Source organism: Amycolatopsis vancoresmycina (genome assembly GCF_000716785.1).
In the GTDB taxonomy this organism is placed as follows: domain Bacteria; phylum Actinomycetota; class Actinomycetes; order Mycobacteriales; family Pseudonocardiaceae; genus Amycolatopsis; species Amycolatopsis vancoresmycina.
Window position 1 is genome coordinate 122,752 of record NZ_JNYY01000011.1, and the last position, 14,958, is coordinate 137,709.

At 74.2% G+C, this 14,958-nt stretch carries 22 protein-coding genes; 7 read left to right on the forward strand and 15 right to left on the reverse strand.

Annotation, left to right across the window (positions count from 1 at the left end; translation table 11 throughout):
• Window positions 1-2 precede the first annotated feature (2 nt).
• A complete protein-coding gene (locus OO60_RS26200) occupies window positions 3-881 on the reverse strand; it encodes a LysR family transcriptional regulator ArgP (RefSeq protein ID WP_004558506.1) in 879 nt (292 codons plus the stop codon).
• Between the two features lie 67 nt (window positions 882-948).
• On the opposite strand from OO60_RS26200, the gene OO60_RS26205 reads away from it, so the two are divergent.
• Window positions 949-1,551, forward strand: coding sequence for a LysE/ArgO family amino acid transporter (locus OO60_RS26205; protein WP_004558507.1), 603 nt, complete (start codon window positions 949-951; stop codon window positions 1,549-1,551).
• A 1-nt stretch (window position 1,552) separates the two neighbouring features.
• Here OO60_RS26205 and OO60_RS26210 read toward each other — a convergent pair whose 3' ends face one another.
• Genes OO60_RS26210 through OO60_RS26240 form a run of 7 tightly spaced genes read right to left on the reverse strand, consistent with a single transcriptional unit; the run spans window position 1,553 to window position 5,530 of the window.
• Window positions 1,553-2,041 (reverse strand): methylated-DNA--[protein]-cysteine S-methyltransferase, encoded by a 489-nt coding sequence (locus OO60_RS26210; protein WP_004558508.1) that lies wholly within the window; start codon window positions 2,039-2,041, stop codon window positions 1,553-1,555.
• A complete protein-coding gene (locus OO60_RS26215) occupies window positions 2,038-2,418 on the reverse strand; it encodes a hypothetical protein (RefSeq protein WP_004558509.1) in 381 nt (126 codons plus the stop codon). Before OO60_RS26215 ends, OO60_RS26210 begins: the two co-directional genes overlap by 4 nt.
• Before the next feature lie 32 nt (window positions 2,419-2,450).
• Complete coding sequence (locus OO60_RS26220; RefSeq protein WP_004558510.1) at window positions 2,451-3,164, reverse strand: 2OG-Fe(II) oxygenase; 714 nt, start codon at window positions 3,162-3,164, stop codon at window positions 2,451-2,453.
• On the reverse strand, window positions 3,161-3,751 hold the full coding sequence (locus tag OO60_RS26225) for a methylated-DNA--[protein]-cysteine S-methyltransferase (protein WP_004558511.1): 591 nt from the start codon (window positions 3,749-3,751) through the stop codon (window positions 3,161-3,163). Before OO60_RS26225 ends, OO60_RS26220 begins: the two co-directional genes overlap by 4 nt.
• Window positions 3,748-4,224, reverse strand: a complete 477-nt coding sequence (locus tag OO60_RS26230) for an RNA polymerase sigma factor (RefSeq protein WP_004558512.1) — start codon at window positions 4,222-4,224, stop codon at window positions 3,748-3,750. Before OO60_RS26230 ends, OO60_RS26225 begins: the two co-directional genes overlap by 4 nt.
• A gap of 35 nt (window positions 4,225-4,259) precedes the next feature.
• On the reverse strand, window positions 4,260-5,018 hold the full coding sequence (locus OO60_RS26235; RefSeq protein ID WP_033262335.1) for a putative protein N(5)-glutamine methyltransferase: 759 nt from the start codon (window positions 5,016-5,018) through the stop codon (window positions 4,260-4,262).
• Window positions 5,019-5,029: 11 nt separating this feature from the next.
• On the reverse strand, window positions 5,030-5,530 hold the full coding sequence (locus OO60_RS26240) for a L,D-transpeptidase (RefSeq protein ID WP_033262263.1): 501 nt from the start codon (window positions 5,528-5,530) through the stop codon (window positions 5,030-5,032).
• A gap of 137 nt (window positions 5,531-5,667) precedes the next feature.
• On the opposite strand from OO60_RS26240, the gene OO60_RS26245 reads away from it, so the two are divergent.
• The 4 genes from OO60_RS26245 to OO60_RS45050 are packed head-to-tail and all read left to right on the forward strand — an operon-like array spanning window position 5,668 to window position 7,940.
• On the forward strand, window positions 5,668-6,381 hold the full coding sequence (locus OO60_RS26245) for a transglycosylase SLT domain-containing protein (RefSeq protein WP_033262264.1): 714 nt from the start codon (window positions 5,668-5,670) through the stop codon (window positions 6,379-6,381).
• A gap of 1 nt (window position 6,382) precedes the next feature.
• Entirely contained in the window at window positions 6,383-7,375 is a 993-nt protein-coding gene (locus OO60_RS26250; RefSeq protein WP_033262265.1) for a CHAP domain-containing protein, read from the forward strand.
• Window positions 7,372-7,638, forward strand: coding sequence for a hypothetical protein (locus OO60_RS26255; protein WP_033262266.1), 267 nt, complete (start codon window positions 7,372-7,374; stop codon window positions 7,636-7,638). The genes OO60_RS26250 and OO60_RS26255 overlap by 4 nt, the downstream gene beginning before the upstream one ends.
• On the forward strand, window positions 7,635-7,940 hold the full coding sequence (locus OO60_RS45050) for a YbaB/EbfC family nucleoid-associated protein (RefSeq protein ID WP_051767766.1): 306 nt from the start codon (window positions 7,635-7,637) through the stop codon (window positions 7,938-7,940). The genes OO60_RS26255 and OO60_RS45050 overlap by 4 nt, the downstream gene beginning before the upstream one ends.
• Window positions 7,941-7,945: 5 nt before the next feature.
• Here the strand turns inward: OO60_RS45050 and OO60_RS26265 are convergent, their stop codons facing one another.
• Window positions 7,946-8,713 (reverse strand): ESX secretion-associated protein EspG, encoded by a 768-nt coding sequence (locus OO60_RS26265; protein WP_033262267.1) that lies wholly within the window; start codon window positions 8,711-8,713, stop codon window positions 7,946-7,948.
• 48 nt (window positions 8,714-8,761) lie between these two features.
• On the opposite strand from OO60_RS26265, the gene OO60_RS26270 reads away from it, so the two are divergent.
• Window positions 8,762-9,550, forward strand: coding sequence for a helix-turn-helix transcriptional regulator (locus tag OO60_RS26270; RefSeq protein ID WP_033262268.1), 789 nt, complete (start codon window positions 8,762-8,764; stop codon window positions 9,548-9,550).
• Here OO60_RS26270 and OO60_RS26275 read toward each other — a convergent pair.
• The 5 genes from OO60_RS26275 to OO60_RS26295 all read right to left on the reverse strand — a co-directional run bounded on the left by OO60_RS26275 (window position 9,462) and on the right by OO60_RS26295 (window position 12,864).
• Complete coding sequence (locus tag OO60_RS26275; RefSeq protein ID WP_033262269.1) at window positions 9,462-10,058, reverse strand: hypothetical protein; 597 nt, start codon at window positions 10,056-10,058, stop codon at window positions 9,462-9,464. The two genes, OO60_RS26270 and OO60_RS26275, sit on opposite strands and share 89 nt — an antisense overlap.
• Complete coding sequence (locus tag OO60_RS26280; protein WP_033262270.1) at window positions 10,055-10,747, reverse strand: hypothetical protein; 693 nt, start codon at window positions 10,745-10,747, stop codon at window positions 10,055-10,057. The genes OO60_RS26275 and OO60_RS26280 overlap by 4 nt, the downstream gene beginning before the upstream one ends.
• A gap of 221 nt (window positions 10,748-10,968) precedes the next feature.
• On the reverse strand, window positions 10,969-11,253 hold the full coding sequence (locus OO60_RS26285) for a hypothetical protein (RefSeq protein WP_033262271.1): 285 nt from the start codon (window positions 11,251-11,253) through the stop codon (window positions 10,969-10,971).
• Entirely contained in the window at window positions 11,250-12,404 is a 1,155-nt protein-coding gene (locus OO60_RS48230; RefSeq protein ID WP_051767767.1) for a PPE domain-containing protein, read from the reverse strand. The genes OO60_RS26285 and OO60_RS48230 overlap by 4 nt, the downstream gene beginning before the upstream one ends.
• Window positions 12,397-12,864 (reverse strand): hypothetical protein, encoded by a 468-nt coding sequence (locus OO60_RS26295; RefSeq protein ID WP_003089622.1) that lies wholly within the window; start codon window positions 12,862-12,864, stop codon window positions 12,397-12,399. Before OO60_RS26295 ends, OO60_RS48230 begins: the two co-directional genes overlap by 8 nt.
• A 125-nt stretch (window positions 12,865-12,989) precedes the next feature.
• Here OO60_RS26295 and OO60_RS26300 point away from each other — a divergent pair, with 125 nt between their 5' ends.
• Window positions 12,990-13,475 carry a copper resistance CopC family protein gene (locus OO60_RS26300; RefSeq protein WP_003089620.1) on the forward strand — a complete coding sequence of 162 codons (486 nt, stop codon included), beginning with the start codon at window positions 12,990-12,992 and terminating at the stop codon, window positions 13,473-13,475.
• Here OO60_RS26300 and OO60_RS26305 read toward each other — a convergent pair.
• Entirely contained in the window at window positions 13,472-14,845 is a 1,374-nt protein-coding gene (locus OO60_RS26305) for an APC family permease (RefSeq protein ID WP_003089619.1), read from the reverse strand. The two genes, OO60_RS26300 and OO60_RS26305, sit on opposite strands and share 4 nt — an antisense overlap.
• Between the last annotated feature and the right edge of the window lie 113 nt (window positions 14,846-14,958).

Genomic DNA, 14,958 nt, shown 5'->3' on the forward strand with positions numbered 1-14,958 from the left:
AGTCAGCGCAGCGCGTCCTTCGCGCCGCGGGCTACCGCCGCTGCCACGGCGGCCAGGGCCGAGCTGTCCAGTTTCCACTGCTGCCAGTGCAGTGGGACGTCCAGCGGCTTCTCCGGGGCCAGTTCCATCAGCGCGTCTCCGCGCGAGGCCGCTTGGAGTTCCGGGATCATGCCCCAGCCCAACCCCGCCGCTACCGCGTCCACAAAGGACTCCGAGGCCGGGATGTGGTGGCGGATCGGGGTGAAGGTCCGGCGGCGGGTCAGTGCTCTCAGGAAGCGGTCCTGGAGGTCGTCCTTGCGGTCGAACACGATCAGCGGGGCCGCTGGGAGGGATGCCGGCAGGGGAGCGTCGGACAGCCAGCGGGCGATGAACGCCGGGGAGGCCATCGCGCGGTAGCGCATGCGGCCCAGGCGGACCGAGGTGCAGCCCTGGACCGGGTGCGGGGCCGCCGTGACCGCGGCCATCACCAGGCCCTCGCGCAGGAGGGCTGCCGTGTGGTCCTGGTCGTCGCGGTGGAGGTCGAAGCAGATGCCCGGGGTGTCGGGGAGGGCCGGGAGGAACCACGTTGCCAGGGAGTCCGCGTTGACCGCTATCGACAGCGTGCGGGTTCCGGACGAGTCCAGGCCGAGCTCGGCCAGCGCGTCCTGCTCCAGCTGGGCCAGCGAACGCGCGAACCGGACCAGGACCTGGCCGGATGACGTCAGGCGGATCGGTTTCGTGCGCAGCAGGAGGACTCGGCCGGTGCGTTGCTCCAGGGCCTTGATGCGCTGGCTGACCGCCGACGGTGTCACGTGCAGGACCGCTGCCGCGGCGTCGAAACTCTGCTCGTCCACTACGGCGAGCAGGGTTCTGACCTGGTCGAGCGGGAGGTCGGACATCATGAGCGCTAATGTTACGTAAGAATCTTTAGCTGGAGTGATCAGGCGGGACGGTCATACCGTGAGGAGCGTGGTCACGCTCCTCGTCGCCGGATTCGGTACCGGCCTCTCGCTCATCGTCGCCATCGGGTCGCAGAACGCCTTTCTGCTTCAGCAGGGCCTGCGCGGGGGCACGGTCGCGCCGCTCGTCGTCATCTGTGCCGTCTCCGATCTGGTGCTCATCGGGCTGGGCGTCAGCGGGATCGGGGCGGTGCTGAAGCAGTGGCCCACGGCCGTCGGCGTCATCGCCGTCGGTGGTGGGCTGTTCCTGGTCGGGTACGGGGTGCTCGCCGCGCGGCGGGCCTTCCGGCCGTCCGTGATGACCGTCGGAGCGGAACGGACGCCGTTGCGGAAGGCCGTGCTCGCCTGTGTGGCCTTCACCTGGCTCAACCCGCACGTCTACCTCGACACCGTCCTCCTGCTCGGCTCGGTCGCCGTCGCGCACGGTGACGGACGGTGGCTGTTCGGCCTCGGTGCCGTGGTGGCCAGCGCCGTCTGGTTCAGCGCGCTCGGGTTCGGCGCCAAGCGGCTCGCCGGGGTGTTCGCCAAGCCCGCCGCCTGGCGCGTGCTGGACGTCGTGATCGCCGTGACCATGACCGCGCTGGGCGCGACCATGCTGCTCGGTCACGCGTGACTCACCAGAGCTGACCCCGCTCCGAAGCCGGCGGTCGTTCCAGCTCGAGCAGGAACTCCTTGCGTTTCAGACCGCCCGCGTAGCCGGTCAGCTTGCCGTTCTTGCCGACCACGCGGTGGCACGCCACCAGGATGCTCAGCGGGTTGCGGCCCACCGCCGCCCCGACCTCGTGCGGCAGGCCGCCGACGGCTTGCGCGAGATCGCCGTACGTCGCGGTCGCCCCGTAGGGGATCTTGGCGATCTCGGCCCACACCGCGCGGTCGGCATCGGGGCCGGCCGCCTGCATCGGGACGTCGAACGTGGTGCGGTGGCCGGCGAAGTACTCCTTCAGCTGGCGGACGGCTTCCGGGAACGCCGTGTCGTCACGCTCGCCGAACGCACTGCGGTCCGGGCGGGTCCAGTGGTTCGGGAAGTACACGCCGGTCACGGTGTTTCCGGTGCCGACCAGGGTGAGCGGGCCGATCGGGGAATCGGTTACGAGGTGGGTCATCGGGTCTCCCAGGTGGTGCCGTCCGCGCGGGTGCCGCGCAGGCCGGGGATGGGGAAGTCCGCCAGTGCCGCGGTGAGGATCGTGCGGTGGGGACTCCAGGACGTCGAAAGCCGCAGCCGCCGCGCCATGCCGGCCCAGCCCGCCGGGGTGGCGGTGACCACCCACACGTCCGGCTCCGGCGCCGCGAACCGCCGCGCCTGGCGCAGCCACGACGCCGCCGTCTCCGGCCACGTCACCGTCGCCAGGACCAGGCCGCCCCACGCCGAGGCGATCCGCTCGCCGTCCGCCCGTGACGCCGGGGATGCCGCCGTGCCGAGCACGATGTGCCGGGCAGGGCCGATCAGTGCCACGAGCGCTTCGAGTTCGGTGGTGGTCATGGTGCGTCGGGGGATGGGTGGCGTGCCGGAAGTCATGCGGCGTCGTGGAAGACGAGGCCGAGGGTGTGCCGGCGGCCGGAGCGGACCACCGATACGCCGTGGCGCACCGGGGCCGCCGACCAGCCCCTCGCCGAGCGGACCGGGCGGTCGCGGGTGGTGAACACCAGGCCGTGGCCCTGCGGGATGAGCGTGGCGGTCCCACGTGACTGCGCGCGTGGCCGCTGCTCGACCAGGAGGAACTCGCCGCCGGTGTGGTCGGTGCCCGGGTTGTTCAGGTTGATCACCACCTGCAGCGGGAACACCTTGTCGCCGTACAGGTCGCGGTGCAGGGCGTTCCAGCCGCCCGTCTCGTAGCGCAGCAGGATCGGCGTGGGCCGCTGCTGGCCCGCCGCGTGGCAGACGGCCAGCCACTCGTCCAATGTGGACGGCCAGGCCGCCTCCCGGCCCAGCCGTGCCGACCAGTCGCGGGCGATCGGGAGCAGCCGCGGGTAGAGCGCCTGCCGTAGCCGCTGCACCGGTTCCGGGAACGGTGCAGCGAAGTAGTGGTAGTCGCCGTTGTCCCCGAAGCGGTGGCGGCGCAGGTTGACCGTCGCCCGGAAGTGTGACGGCTCGTCCCAGAGCGCCACCAGGCGCGCGCACTCGGCCGGGGTGAGCAACTGCGGCAGGAGTGCGCAGCCGTGGTCGTCGACCTCCGCGGCCACCGCGTCCCAGTCCGCCGCGGCGACGCGCTGTTCGAACGTGGTCATGCCGTCTCCAGGGTGAGCAGGGTCCGTTTCGCTTCCTCGCCGCCCGCGTACTGGCCGTACGACCCGTCGGAGCGCACCACCCGGTGGCACGGCACCACCACCGGCAGCGGGTTGCGCGCGCACGCCGTGCCGACCGCGCGGACCGCCTTCGGGCTGCCCGCCGCCGCGGCCACCTGGGCGTAGCTTTCCGTGTGCCCGTAGGAAATCTCCGGCAGGTGCTCCAGCACCGACAGGCGGAACCCGTGGGCCAGCCGGAAGTCCAGCGGGACGTCGAAGGTGCGCCGCTCGCCGGTGAAGTACTCGTCGAGCTGGCGGCTGACTGCGTCGAGGCGGCTCGGGGCGTTCAGGATGCGCGGGCTGATCTCCGCGGCCAAAGCCGCGAGCACCGCCTCGTGGTCCTGGCGGTCGAAGGCCACCTTGACCAGGCCGCGCTGGGTGGCGGCCAGCAGGAGCGGGCCGACCGGGGTGTCCAGGGTCCGGTAGGCGACGTCCAGCAAGCCGTGGTGCTCGGCGGCGGCGACCAGCCGCTCGTGGCGGACGGTCGAATCGAGCTCGGCGGCGAACGGCGGGAAGATGATGTCCGTCATGGGTGCGCTCCCTCCAAGGGGTAAGTGGCCCGCAGGGCCTTGACGCCGTCGGCGGCCGCGCGGCGGGCGGCGTCGGCGGTGCCGCCGGTGATCTGCGCGATTTCGCGGTACGGCAGCCCGGCCAGGTAGTGGTAGGCGACGGCGAGCCGCTGCTTGTCCGGCAGCCTCGCCAGCGCGTCCCACAGGTCGCCGGTGAACGTCTCCGCGTTCCCGGGCCGGTCCGGGATCTCGCCGACCGGCAGCGGACGGCGGGCCTGGGCGCGCGTGACGTCGACGGCCTTGCGGTGCGCGATCGTGACCAGCCACGCCTGGACGTTCGCGTCCGCGGGCAGCTCCGGGTACGCCTTCAACGCCGACAGGAACGTTTCCGACCAGGCGTCTTCGGCGTCGGCCGGACCGAGCACGGCCCGGCACACCCGGAGGACCATCGGCCCGTGCTCGGTCACGATCTGCTCGAACGGTTTCACGATCACACCTTGTAGACGTCCGGGAGCGCCGGAACGTGAGATCAGCTTTGCGCGGTGCCGGTGACGACGGTCGCGCCCAGGTCGGCGGACTCGTGGACGTCCGGCTTCAGCCCGGCCGCGGCGAAGATGCCCGCCAGCACCGGCGCCTGCCGTTCGCTCGATTCCACCAGCACCGTCCCGCCCGGCGCCAGCCACTGCGGCGCACCGGCGGCGACCCGGCGGGCGAGGTCGAGGCCGTCCGCGCCGCCGTCGAGCGCCACCATCGGCTCGTAAAGGCGGGCCTCCGGCGGCATCGTCGCGACGGCGTCCGAAGGGACGTAGGGCACGTTGGCCAGCAGCACGTCGACGCGGCCGCGCAGCGAGGCGGGCAGGGCGTCGTAGAGATCGCCCTGGTGGACGAGGGGCAGGTTCAGCCGCGCGCAGGCGACGGCGGCGGGTTCGACATCGGCCGCGTGCAGCTCCCGCGGCGGGATGGCCGCGGCGAACGCGGCGCCCAGCGCGCCGGATCCACAGCACAGGTCGAGCACCACCGGGTCCGGCGGCGCCAGCGAGACGGCGACGTCGACGAGGAATCCGGTGCGCTGCCGCGGCACGAACACCCCGGGCCGCACGGCGATCCGCAGCCCGTGGAACTCCGCCCAGCCGAGCAGGTGCTCCAGCGGCAGCCCGGCGACCCGGCGGGCCACCAGCGACTCGAGTTCGTCGGCCGTCGTGGCGGCCTCGACCAGCAGCGCCGCTTCGTCCTCGGCGAACACGCAGCCCGCGGCGCGCAGCCGGGAAATGACCGTTGGACCGTCCACCGGCACGAAGGCTACAAGACCTGCACCGCGTCGCCGACCTTCAGCCCGTCGAAGAACGCCGCCGAGTCGGCGTCGGTGAGGTGGACGCAGCCGTGGGACGGCGCGTCCAGCGGACCGGCGTGGAAGGCGATGCCGCCGGCGGCGAAGAACACCGAGTTCGGCATGTCGGTGCCGTACACGCTGCTGCGGTGCTCGCGGTCCTTCCACACGACGTGGAACGACCCGGCGGGAGTCGCCTGGTCCGGTGGCCCGAACCCGGCCGGGACCGGGCCGTGCACGACCCGCCCGTCCCGCACGAGCCACGCCAGCCGCTGCGCCAGGCTCACGCAGGCCCCGGTCGCGACGGCGCACGGCGGCGCGGGCGGCGGGGTGGTGGCCGTCGTCGTGGCGGGTGCGGACGTGGTCACGCGCACCGGCTCCGCCACGGGAGCCGCCGTCGTGGTGCGAGGAGCCGAGCAGGCTGCCGTGACCAGCGACAACCCCAGCAGGGCCAGCGCCCCGGTTCTGTGCATCCGTGTCCCCTTCTCGCAGGTGCACCCGGGAGCAGTACGGGTGAGCGGCCCCGAAGGTTGAGCCGGGCGTGCACGCGGGTTGTCCCTGCGTGCAGCGCGGCTGTCGGGAGGAGTACCCCACGGGTCAAGGTCGAACCATGACCAAGCTGAGCGCCGGGGAGATCGCCCGGCACGCCTACGCGGCCGGCTTCCGCGGCCAGGGCCTCACCACCGCGGTCGCGGTCGCGCTGGCCGAGTCCGGCGGCCGGACGACCGCGCACAACGCGACCCCGCCGGACGACTCGTACGGCCTGTGGCAGATCAACATGCTGGGCGCGCTCGGCCCCGAGCGGCGCCACCAGTACCACCTGAAGTCCGACGACCAGCTGTTCGACCCGGACACCAACGCGCGGGTCGCGAACCGCATTTCGGGCGACGGCCACGACTTCACGCCCTGGTCGACGTACACGAACGGCGCCTACAAGCACCACCTGGCCGCCGCGCGCGAGGCCGCCAAGGACGTCACCGCCCACCACGGCAAGCCGCACGCGCACGGCGGTAGCGGCGCGCTGCGTGTGGACGATGCCGTGCTGCACGGTTACGTGCGGCGGACCCGGCAGGTCGCCGACGCCCTCGACGGCGCGACCGGGCAGCTGCGGGACGTCCGGGACATCGCCGAGGACAGCTTCGGCCGGATCGGCCGGGAGTCCGGGTTCGCTGCCGCGCTGGCCGGCTTCGGGCTGGCGCTGCAGCGCCAGGTCAAGGGCGTCGGCGCGCACGCCGACGGGCTGGCGTCGGCCGCGCAGAAGGCCGCGAAGTCCTATCGCGACCACGAGACGGCCACCGCCGCCGCCCTGAACGGGCGGAGCTGACGTGGACACCGCCGCGCTCGCGCGCTCGTTCGCGCAGGACCTGATCGCGCACCGCAACAAGCTCGCCGGGAAGGCCGAGGACGCCGTCCGCGCCGAATACGCCCTGCACCGGGTGGCGGCCGCGCTCGACGACCAGCACGACGCCTACCACCAGGAAAGCACCACGGTCCTCGAGCACTGGCACGGCCGCGGGGCCGACGGTTTCCGCCACGCCAGCGGGAAACTGACGACGGAGCTGCGGGTCACGGGCGCAGCCGGGGCGGCGGCCGAGAAGGTCGTCGCGCACGTGGCGTCCACAGTGGACAGCGGGCACACGGCCGTGCAGCGGCTGGTCGACGAGTACACCGCGAAAGCCACGCAGGTCCTCGACGCCGGGACCGCCGCGGGGACGCAGGCGGCGCTGATGCGGGCCGTCGGGCACGTCGCCGACCTGGTGCCGCACTACACGCGCCAGTCGGCGTCGACGCTGCGGCACGTCCACGCGGAGCTCGAGGCGTCGGCGAAGAAGCTGGACGCGCTGCGGAAGGACCTGACCCACGACCACGCCGGCGACAAGGCCACGCATCCCGGTTCCAGCCGGGGCACGGAGATCGTGCACGCCGCGCGCAAGGAGCTCGGCACCCGCGAAAACCCGCCCGGCAGCAACCGCAACCCGTACGGGCCGACTGCCGCGTGGTGTTCGTCGTTCGCCACCGCGATGTGGCGCAAGGCCGGGGTGCGGATCCCGGTCCTGCCCTTCAGCGGCGACGTCTTCCACTGGGGACAGCGCAACGGGCACGCGTACGGGAAGCACGCGCTGCACGAGGCCCGGCCCGGGGACGTGCTGATCTTCGGCACCGGCCCGCAGAACACGGCGACCAGCACGCACATCGGCATCGTCGAGAAGGTCGACGGGAACCGCGTCACGATGATCGAGGGCAACTCCGGGGACGCCGTCCGCCGGAACACGCACACGCTGTCGGCGTCGACGTTCTACGGAGGGGTGCACCCGTGATCACCGGAAAAGCCGCCGACCGGACGGTCGCCGTGGAGGTCGCGCCCGGCGGCGCGCTGCAGGAGCTGACCCTGGAGGCCGCGGCGCTGCGGCTGGACCCGGACGAGCTCGCCCGCCGGATCCTGCTGCTCACGGCGGCGGCCTCGGCCCGGGCGACCGCGTCGCTGTGGCACACCCTGGACGGCGAGGTGGCCGGGCTCGGCCTGCCGGCGCCGGGGGAGGCCGCGGAAGTGACGACGCCGGAAAGCTGGCGGGTGCAGTGACGGGCTACGGCGAACGGCTGGCCGCGATCCGCGCGTCGGCGGCGGACGGCGGGGTGACGGTGGTGGTGGACCTGCACGGCGCCCTGGTGGACCTGCGGTTCGAGCGGCGGGCCCTGACCCGGTCCCCGCACGAGCTGGCGGAACTGATCCGGCGGCTCGCGGCGGAAGCCGGGACGGATGCGCTGCAGCAGGGCCAGGAGGTGTTGGGAGACCTGCTGCCGAGCGGCTCGGCCGAGCAGCCGGAAGCGCGTTCCCGCCACGCCGAACCGGACTCGCTCCTCCCCGCCACCTGGGCCACTTGACCCCGTCAGCGGGCGGCGTCGACGAGCCGGGCGACGCGGCCGGCCAGCCCGCCCACCGGGGTGACCGTCACCCAGGGCTCGCCGCCCGCGTCCTCCGGGGTCACCGCGTACCGGCCCGCCGCGGTGTCGAACCAGGCCAGCACCGGGGTGCGGCCCGCCGGACCGGTCGCGGCCAGCTGGCCCGCCGTGTGGCGCTCCGCCGTCACCAGCGTCGCCAGCGGGCGGACCGCCCGGCCGGTGATCCCCGCCGCGGCCAGCGCCCGCTCGAACGCGTCGTAACCGTTGCGCGCGTAGGCGTCCATCGCGGCCGCATATGCCGCTCGCGGAAGCCGCAGCGGGTCGCCGGGGCCCGGTGGCTGGTCGCCGAGCACGCGGGCCACCGACGGGACGAAGTCCGCCGGCCGCAGCGGTTCGAGGACCAGGTCGCGGTCGTCGAGGACGGCGAGCACGCCCGCCGTGTCCCGCACGGCGGCGAGCAGCCGCCACGGCGCTTCCCCGAGCACCAGCGCGTCGACGCTCACCGACGGCGAACCCACCAGCGCGATCAGGTCCGCCAGTGCCGGGTCGACGTCGTCGCCGTCGGTCAGCCCGGCTTCGGCGAGCCCGGCGAAAACGCGCACGCCCAGGTCGTCGCGTTCGGCGTGGGTGCGGCCGTGCGCCGCCACGTCGAACGGGTACGGCGGTGGCCCGCCCGGTCCCAGGTCCTCCCAGAGGAGGTCGAACTCCAGGTGCGACAGGATCACTCCCGCCGCCGTCGCGGTGCGGCGCGCCATGGTCCCCCTTCCCGTCGTGGGCGGCCGGCGTCGGGCACGATGGTGCCGATGGCCGAGCCGTACCCGGTGGACGTACCCGCGAGCGGGTACCTCGTCGTCCGTGCCTCGGGCGCCGCGGCGGCCCGCGCGGCGATCCTCGGCGGTGCGGCGAGCGATCCCGAGCGCATCCAGCTGGTGCTGCGCTGCCCGGTGCCGCGCGCGGTCGCCGAATCCGGCGCGAAACTGACGTTCGCCGACGCGACGCTGCACCTGCAGCCCGCCGGCGTCGTGATGCTGACCGTCGCGGCGGCGAAGCTGTCGATCGCGTTCGCCGAGCTGCGGCCGCTGATGTTCCGGCCGGTCGAGGTCGACGCGCCGCTGCGGGCGCTGTTCGCCGGCGCGGTGGCGCACGTCCTGGCGGCCGGGCCGCGGCTCGACCCGCACGGGCTGGCCCACCACCTGCTCGGCTTGGCCGAACTGGTGCTGCGCAGTGCGCTTCGCAGCGAGCTCGACCGCGTCGACGCGCTGGCGGCCCGGCGGCGCGAGGCGCTGGAGTACATGCGGGCCCACCTGGCCGAACAGTCGCTCACCGCGGACCGCATCGCCGAAGCGCTGTACATCTCGCGTCGGCGGCTGTACCAGCTGTTCGACGACGGACAGGGCGTCTCGGAACGGCTCAAGGGGCTGCGGATCGAGCGGGCGAAGGCGCTGCTGGCGGACCCGGCCAAGGCGGGCCGGGGCATCGCGGAGATCGCGCGCGACTGCGGGTTCACCAGCGCACCGCACTTCTCGCGGACGTTCCGCCGGGCGACCGGCCGGACCCCGCGGGAGTACCGGGAGCGGGCGTTGCGGGGGTGAGGTCGACGCCGGCGACGAGCGTCCCGGCCAGCCCGGCGACCTCCAGCCAGCCCCGGCCGCCGGGGGAGTGCAGGGTGAACACCGCCGCGCGCGGGCGGTCCGGATCGAGCACGACCGCCTGCAGCTGCGCGCCGGACAGGCCGATCCGCTCGACGATCACCACCGGGTAGCCGTGCCGGGTCTGCGCGTGGCTCACCTCACGCAGGCCGGGCGTGGTGTCGGCGACGAAGTGCCGGAGGTCCGCGGCGTCGCCGACCGGGCCGGCGAGCGGGACCACGCCGGCGATGAGCAGGGCCGGGTCGGCGTCGCGGTGCTCGACCAGGGCCAGCAGGCCGGCGTGCTGGTCGTGGGCGATTTCCGCGCACTGCACAGCGGCCGCTTCGAGTCCGACGTCCCGGGCGGCGTCGGGCCCGCGCAGGCGTGCCATGTGGGCGTGCAGCTCCGCCGTGGTGCGCTCGGCGGAGGCCAGGCTGACCGGGGTGATCCCCGGGACGGCGGGCAGTTTCACCGGCCACCCAGCGCCGCGGTGAACGCGCCCACGGCGCCGGACGGCGGCGTCACCGGCGTGACGGGGGTGCGGGCGACGGTCACGCCCAGTTCGCGCCCGGCGGCCGAGAAGTTCTCCAGGGCGGTGGTGAGCTGCCGGAACGGGGGCGGGCTGGGCATGGGTTCGTTCCCGCCGAGGGCCCGCAGCCGCCCGGCGACGCGCGCGGCCTCGGCGGTGTGGGCGCGTTCGAGGTCGCGGGCGGCACGGCGGACGCGGTCGAGTTCGTCCTGCCGGGCGGCGAGCCGGGCACGGGCCGCGGCGGCTTCGGGCGCGGCGGCGGGGGAGAACTGTGCGGTCGTCTCGGCTTGTTCGACGGCGTCCTCGGCGTCGACGACGGCCCGCTGGGCGGTCCTGGCCCGGCGGTCGAGGTCTTCGGCCTGCCGTCGGTGCGCGACCAGGGTCCCGGCCCAGTGTTCGAGGACGGCGGCGGCTTCGCGGAGGGAGCGGGGCAGCTCGGCGACGCCGGCCGCGGACTGCCGGGCCCGCTCGGCGAGCGCCTGCGCGGCCGGGCCGGCCCAGCCGGGGAGGTCGCTGGGGGCCGGGACATCGCCGAGCCGCGCGGCGGCCGCGGAGCACCGGCGCGCCGCTTCGGCGACGGCATCGGGACTGCCCGGGGCGGGGTCGAAGCCGAGGCCGCGGAACTCAGCCATCGGCCCGCCCGGGGTGGCTCGGTCGCGTGACCGCGACAACCGGCTGCTCCGAGCCCGGCAGGACCGGTATCGGCAGCGGCGGCCGCCCGTGGCCGCAGTCGCGGGCGGGTCGCCCGGGGTGGCTCGGCCGTGCCGAGTCCGGCAGGACCGGCATCGGTAGCGGCGGCCGCCCGCGGCTGCCGTCGCGGGCGGGTCGCCCGGGGTGGCTCGGGCCGCGAAAGTCAGCCATCGGCCCGCCTCAGCTCCTCCACCGCGGTCGCGTCGCCGGTCCGGTAAACCTTCGCCGCCGTCCGGACGCTCGCCGCCGCCGCGTCGAAATCCTGTTGCGCCGCCCGGATCCGGTGCGCCCACTCGTCCGTGACCGCCTGCAGCGCGTCCGGCACCAGCGGCCCGAGGTCGCCCGATCCGCTCGTCTCGTCCGCTGCGGCCCCGTACTCCTCCGCCACGTCCTCCAGGCTGCGGGCCAGCGCCTCCAGGGCCGCCGGGTCGGCGTGGAAGCCCGTCATTCGCCGAACACCGGCGGGTACGCGGGCGGGAGGTCGTCCATCAAGTCGTAGCCCGATGCGTACTTGTCGTGGTGCTCGGTGTCTTCCTCGCGTCGCATGCCCTGGCCCGGTGGGTACATGCCGTACCCGCCCGCCGGGCCGCGGCCACCTCCCGAGCCGGGGCCGAACGCTGATGACGAGCCGCCGAACCGGCCCGAACCGGCCCGGCCGCCTTCGCCGAGCGCGCCCGGACCGCCCGAAGCGCCGGGACCCGCGACGCCCGTCGGCACCCCGGCCCACCCGGACCCGTACCCCGCGGGCCCGGTCCCGCCCGCCGCGCCGATCACCCCGTCGGCGCCAGCCGTCAGCCCGGCGCCGGTCAGCGTGCCGGGCACCACCGAGGCGGCCGACGTCGAGTCGCCGGGCCCATGACCGGACGGCCGCTCGAACGGCGGATCGAACCCGGGATCCCGGCCGGGGACCCGCTCGATCGGCGCCACCTCCGCCTCCGACGCGCTCACCGCCGGCGCCGTGTCGAACGCCGGTGGCAGCCGGTGGCGGACGTCGTGGCTCGCGCTCTCGTACTGCTCCATGACCCGGACGGCTGCGGCCTTCGCGTCGTCCGCCTGCTTCTTCGTCGGCAGCTTGTCGTCGAGCAGGTCGTCCAGCAGGTACGTGCCTTCGGGCCCGTCGAGCCGCTTGACCGCGTAGCCCTCCCGGAACCACCGCTCGGCCCAGTAGTGCACCGGTTCCGGCATCTTCCGCCGGGCCTCGCCGATCGCCGCGGTGTAGGTGTCGAGGCCGTCGCCGATCTGCCGGGCGTTCTCGCTCGCCGTGCTCGCCCACGTCGTCAGCCGCCGCACCGAATCGGCGGCCTGGGCCGCGGACGGGCCGCGCCACGACAGCAGCAGCTTCTGCACCAGCGCGTGGACGTCGCCGGTCGACGTGTCGACACCCTTCGCGAGCTCGGCCCACCGGTGCGCCTGCTCGCCGAGCTTCGGCGGCTCGGCCGACTGCACCATGTCCCACAGCTCGCGGTGCTCGTAGCTGTCCCAGTGAATCCGGCCGAACGCGGCTTCGCGCGCGTTGGCCGCCTTTTCACGGCGGACGCGCCGCGTGCGGGCCTGCTCACGCGCGGTCGGACGGTGGTGCGTCGAATGGAACTCAGGCACGGGACTCACCCGCCCGCAGCGCCGCGGCGGCCTCGTCGTCGTTCCTCGCGTGCGTCGCGGCGACGGTCTCGAGCGCCTGCCGCAGCGAAGCCAGTTCGGCCAGGTACGACGTCAGGGCAGCTTGCACGCCACCGGCGTCCGCGCCGCCGCGCAGGCCGAACGAGCGGCGCATCCAGTGGGACACCGGCCCCTTGCCGTCGGCGAGCGGGGCGCCCAGCTCGCGCGCGTTCGCGAGGTGCCCGGAAAGCTCCTGGTAGCGCTCGTCCAGGGCCTTCTTGGCCGCTTCGACCTCGGCGTAGTCCAAGGCGAGCACGTCGGTCTCGGCGACCAGCGCGGCCGAACCGGCTCCCTGCGGCTTCGCGACGTCCGACGCTCCTTCACGCGGCTCGTCGGGTACTTCGCGCCGGCGCTCCGCCTTCAGCTGCTGCCGTGCGTCGGCCTCGTCGCGCACTGTCGCCATGGAGGTCCTTCCCTCGCCACCCAGGCGTCCATCCTCACCAATGCGCGGCGCGAAGAGAAGCGGCCCCGCCGCGGCTGCACGGGTGGACACGAAGAGTGCACGGGCGGATAGGGCAGGATGTCCGGATGATCCCGCGTCGTGTCCTCGGAGCCGTTCTCGCCGCGCTCACCGGCCTGCTCGTCCTGGCCGGGCCCGCGTCGGCGCACACCGAGCTCGAGTCCAGCTCACCCGCGGAGGGTGCTTCGCTCGCGACGGCGCCGACGCAGGTCCAGCTGACCTTCGGCGAGCCCGTGACGCTGCCGCCGGACCCGGTGAAGATCACCGGCCGCGACGGCACCGCCTGGCAGATCGGTGCCCCGGCGGTCGACGGCGGGGTCGTGACGGTCCCGGTGACGTCGTCCGCCACCGCCCAGGCCTACACGCTGACCTGGCAGGTCGTCGCGAAGGACGGCGACAACGTCACCGGCACCGTCCACTTCACCGTCACCGGGGCGTCCGCCACGACGCTCGACTCCGTGGGCGTCCCGGCCTGGATCTGGGTGCTGGTCGCGGTCGCCGGGCTGCTCGCGGTGATCGTCGTCGGCGTGCGGCAGCTCCGCGGCCGCCGCTAGTCCTGCGGGACTGTCACGACCCAGCGCTCGGGACGGCGGCGCAGGTAGCCCCACCAGTACAGCGCCGACACCACCAGCACCCCGGCGGTGATCCCGAGGTCGAGCGCGCTCTGCTCGACCAGGACGTAGGCCAGCGCGGCGACGGCGAGCACCGGCACGAGCGGCCACGCCGGCATCCGCCACACGTCGGCCTTGCGGTGCGCCGCCCGGCGCGCCCGGAGCGTGGCGGCCGCGACGCTGAGGTAGAGCGCGACGACCGCGACCCCGGTGACGCCGCTGAGCGTGTCGACCGGCACGAAGCAGAGGACGGCCTCGGACAGCCCGGTCACCAGCGTCGCCACCCACGGCGAGCCGAACCGCCTGCCCACCACGCTCATCGCGCGGTTCACCGGCGCCGGCCACGCCTGGTCGCGGGCGGAGGCGAACAGCACCCGCGAGTTCTGGATGACCATGACGATCACCGCGTTGACGATCGCGGCCGCGATGCAGAGGCTGATCGCCACCCCGACGGCACTGCTACTCCAGCCGGTGACCAGCGCGGAGAGGTCGACCCCGGCGAGCGCGGCGGTGTCCGGCACCGCCAGGGTGACGGCCACGACCGGCACGAGGATGACCACGGCGCTGATGCCGAGCGTCCAGAACACCGTCCGTGCGACGGTCCGGCGCGGCTCGCGCATCTCCTCCGCGAGGTAGACGGCGGTGCTGAACCCCTGCACCACGAACAACGCGACGGCGAGCCCGGCGACCACGGCGATCAGCCCGATCCCGCTCGTGCCGAGGCTCGGCTTCAGCAGCACCGCCGGGCTCTGCGTGGTGTGCGTGAAGCCGAGCAGGGACACGACGAAGATCGCGACGATCTCGATGACCAGGAAGATCCCGGTGATCCAGGCGTTGGACCGCAGGTTCAGCAGGCCTATCACGGTCGAGGCGAGCATGACGAGCGCGCCCGCGACCGACGGGCTGATGTCGGCGACGACGGCGAGGTAGTCCGCGACGCCGATCGCGATGATCGGGGGCACGACGAGGATGACGACGAACGACAGCATGAACGTCAGCCAGCCGGTGAACCGGTTCGCCACCGTCGTCACCATCGCGTACTCGCCGCCGGCGCTCGGCACCAGCGTGCCGAGTTCGGAGTAGCAGAAGGCGATCCCGACGCAGAGCAGCACCGCGAGCGCGATGGCGAGCGCGGTGCCGGTGCCGAGGTCGGCGAACAGCGGGGGCACGAGGACGAACAGCGACGACGCCGGCGTCACGCAGCTGAGCGTGAGGAGCGTGCCGCCGCCGACGCCGATGGACCGGGTGAGCGTGCGGGCCGGTTTTGCGGTGGCGGCCGCGGTGGCGGCGGGCGGGGCGGGAGTGCGGGGCATGGGCGTTCCCTCCGGCCGGGGTGCAGGGTGCGACGGATGGAACAGCACCGATTCGGCGTTGTCAACGGCCCGAAGACGACTAAATCCGTTGTCGTGGCCGGTGCGAGCATTCG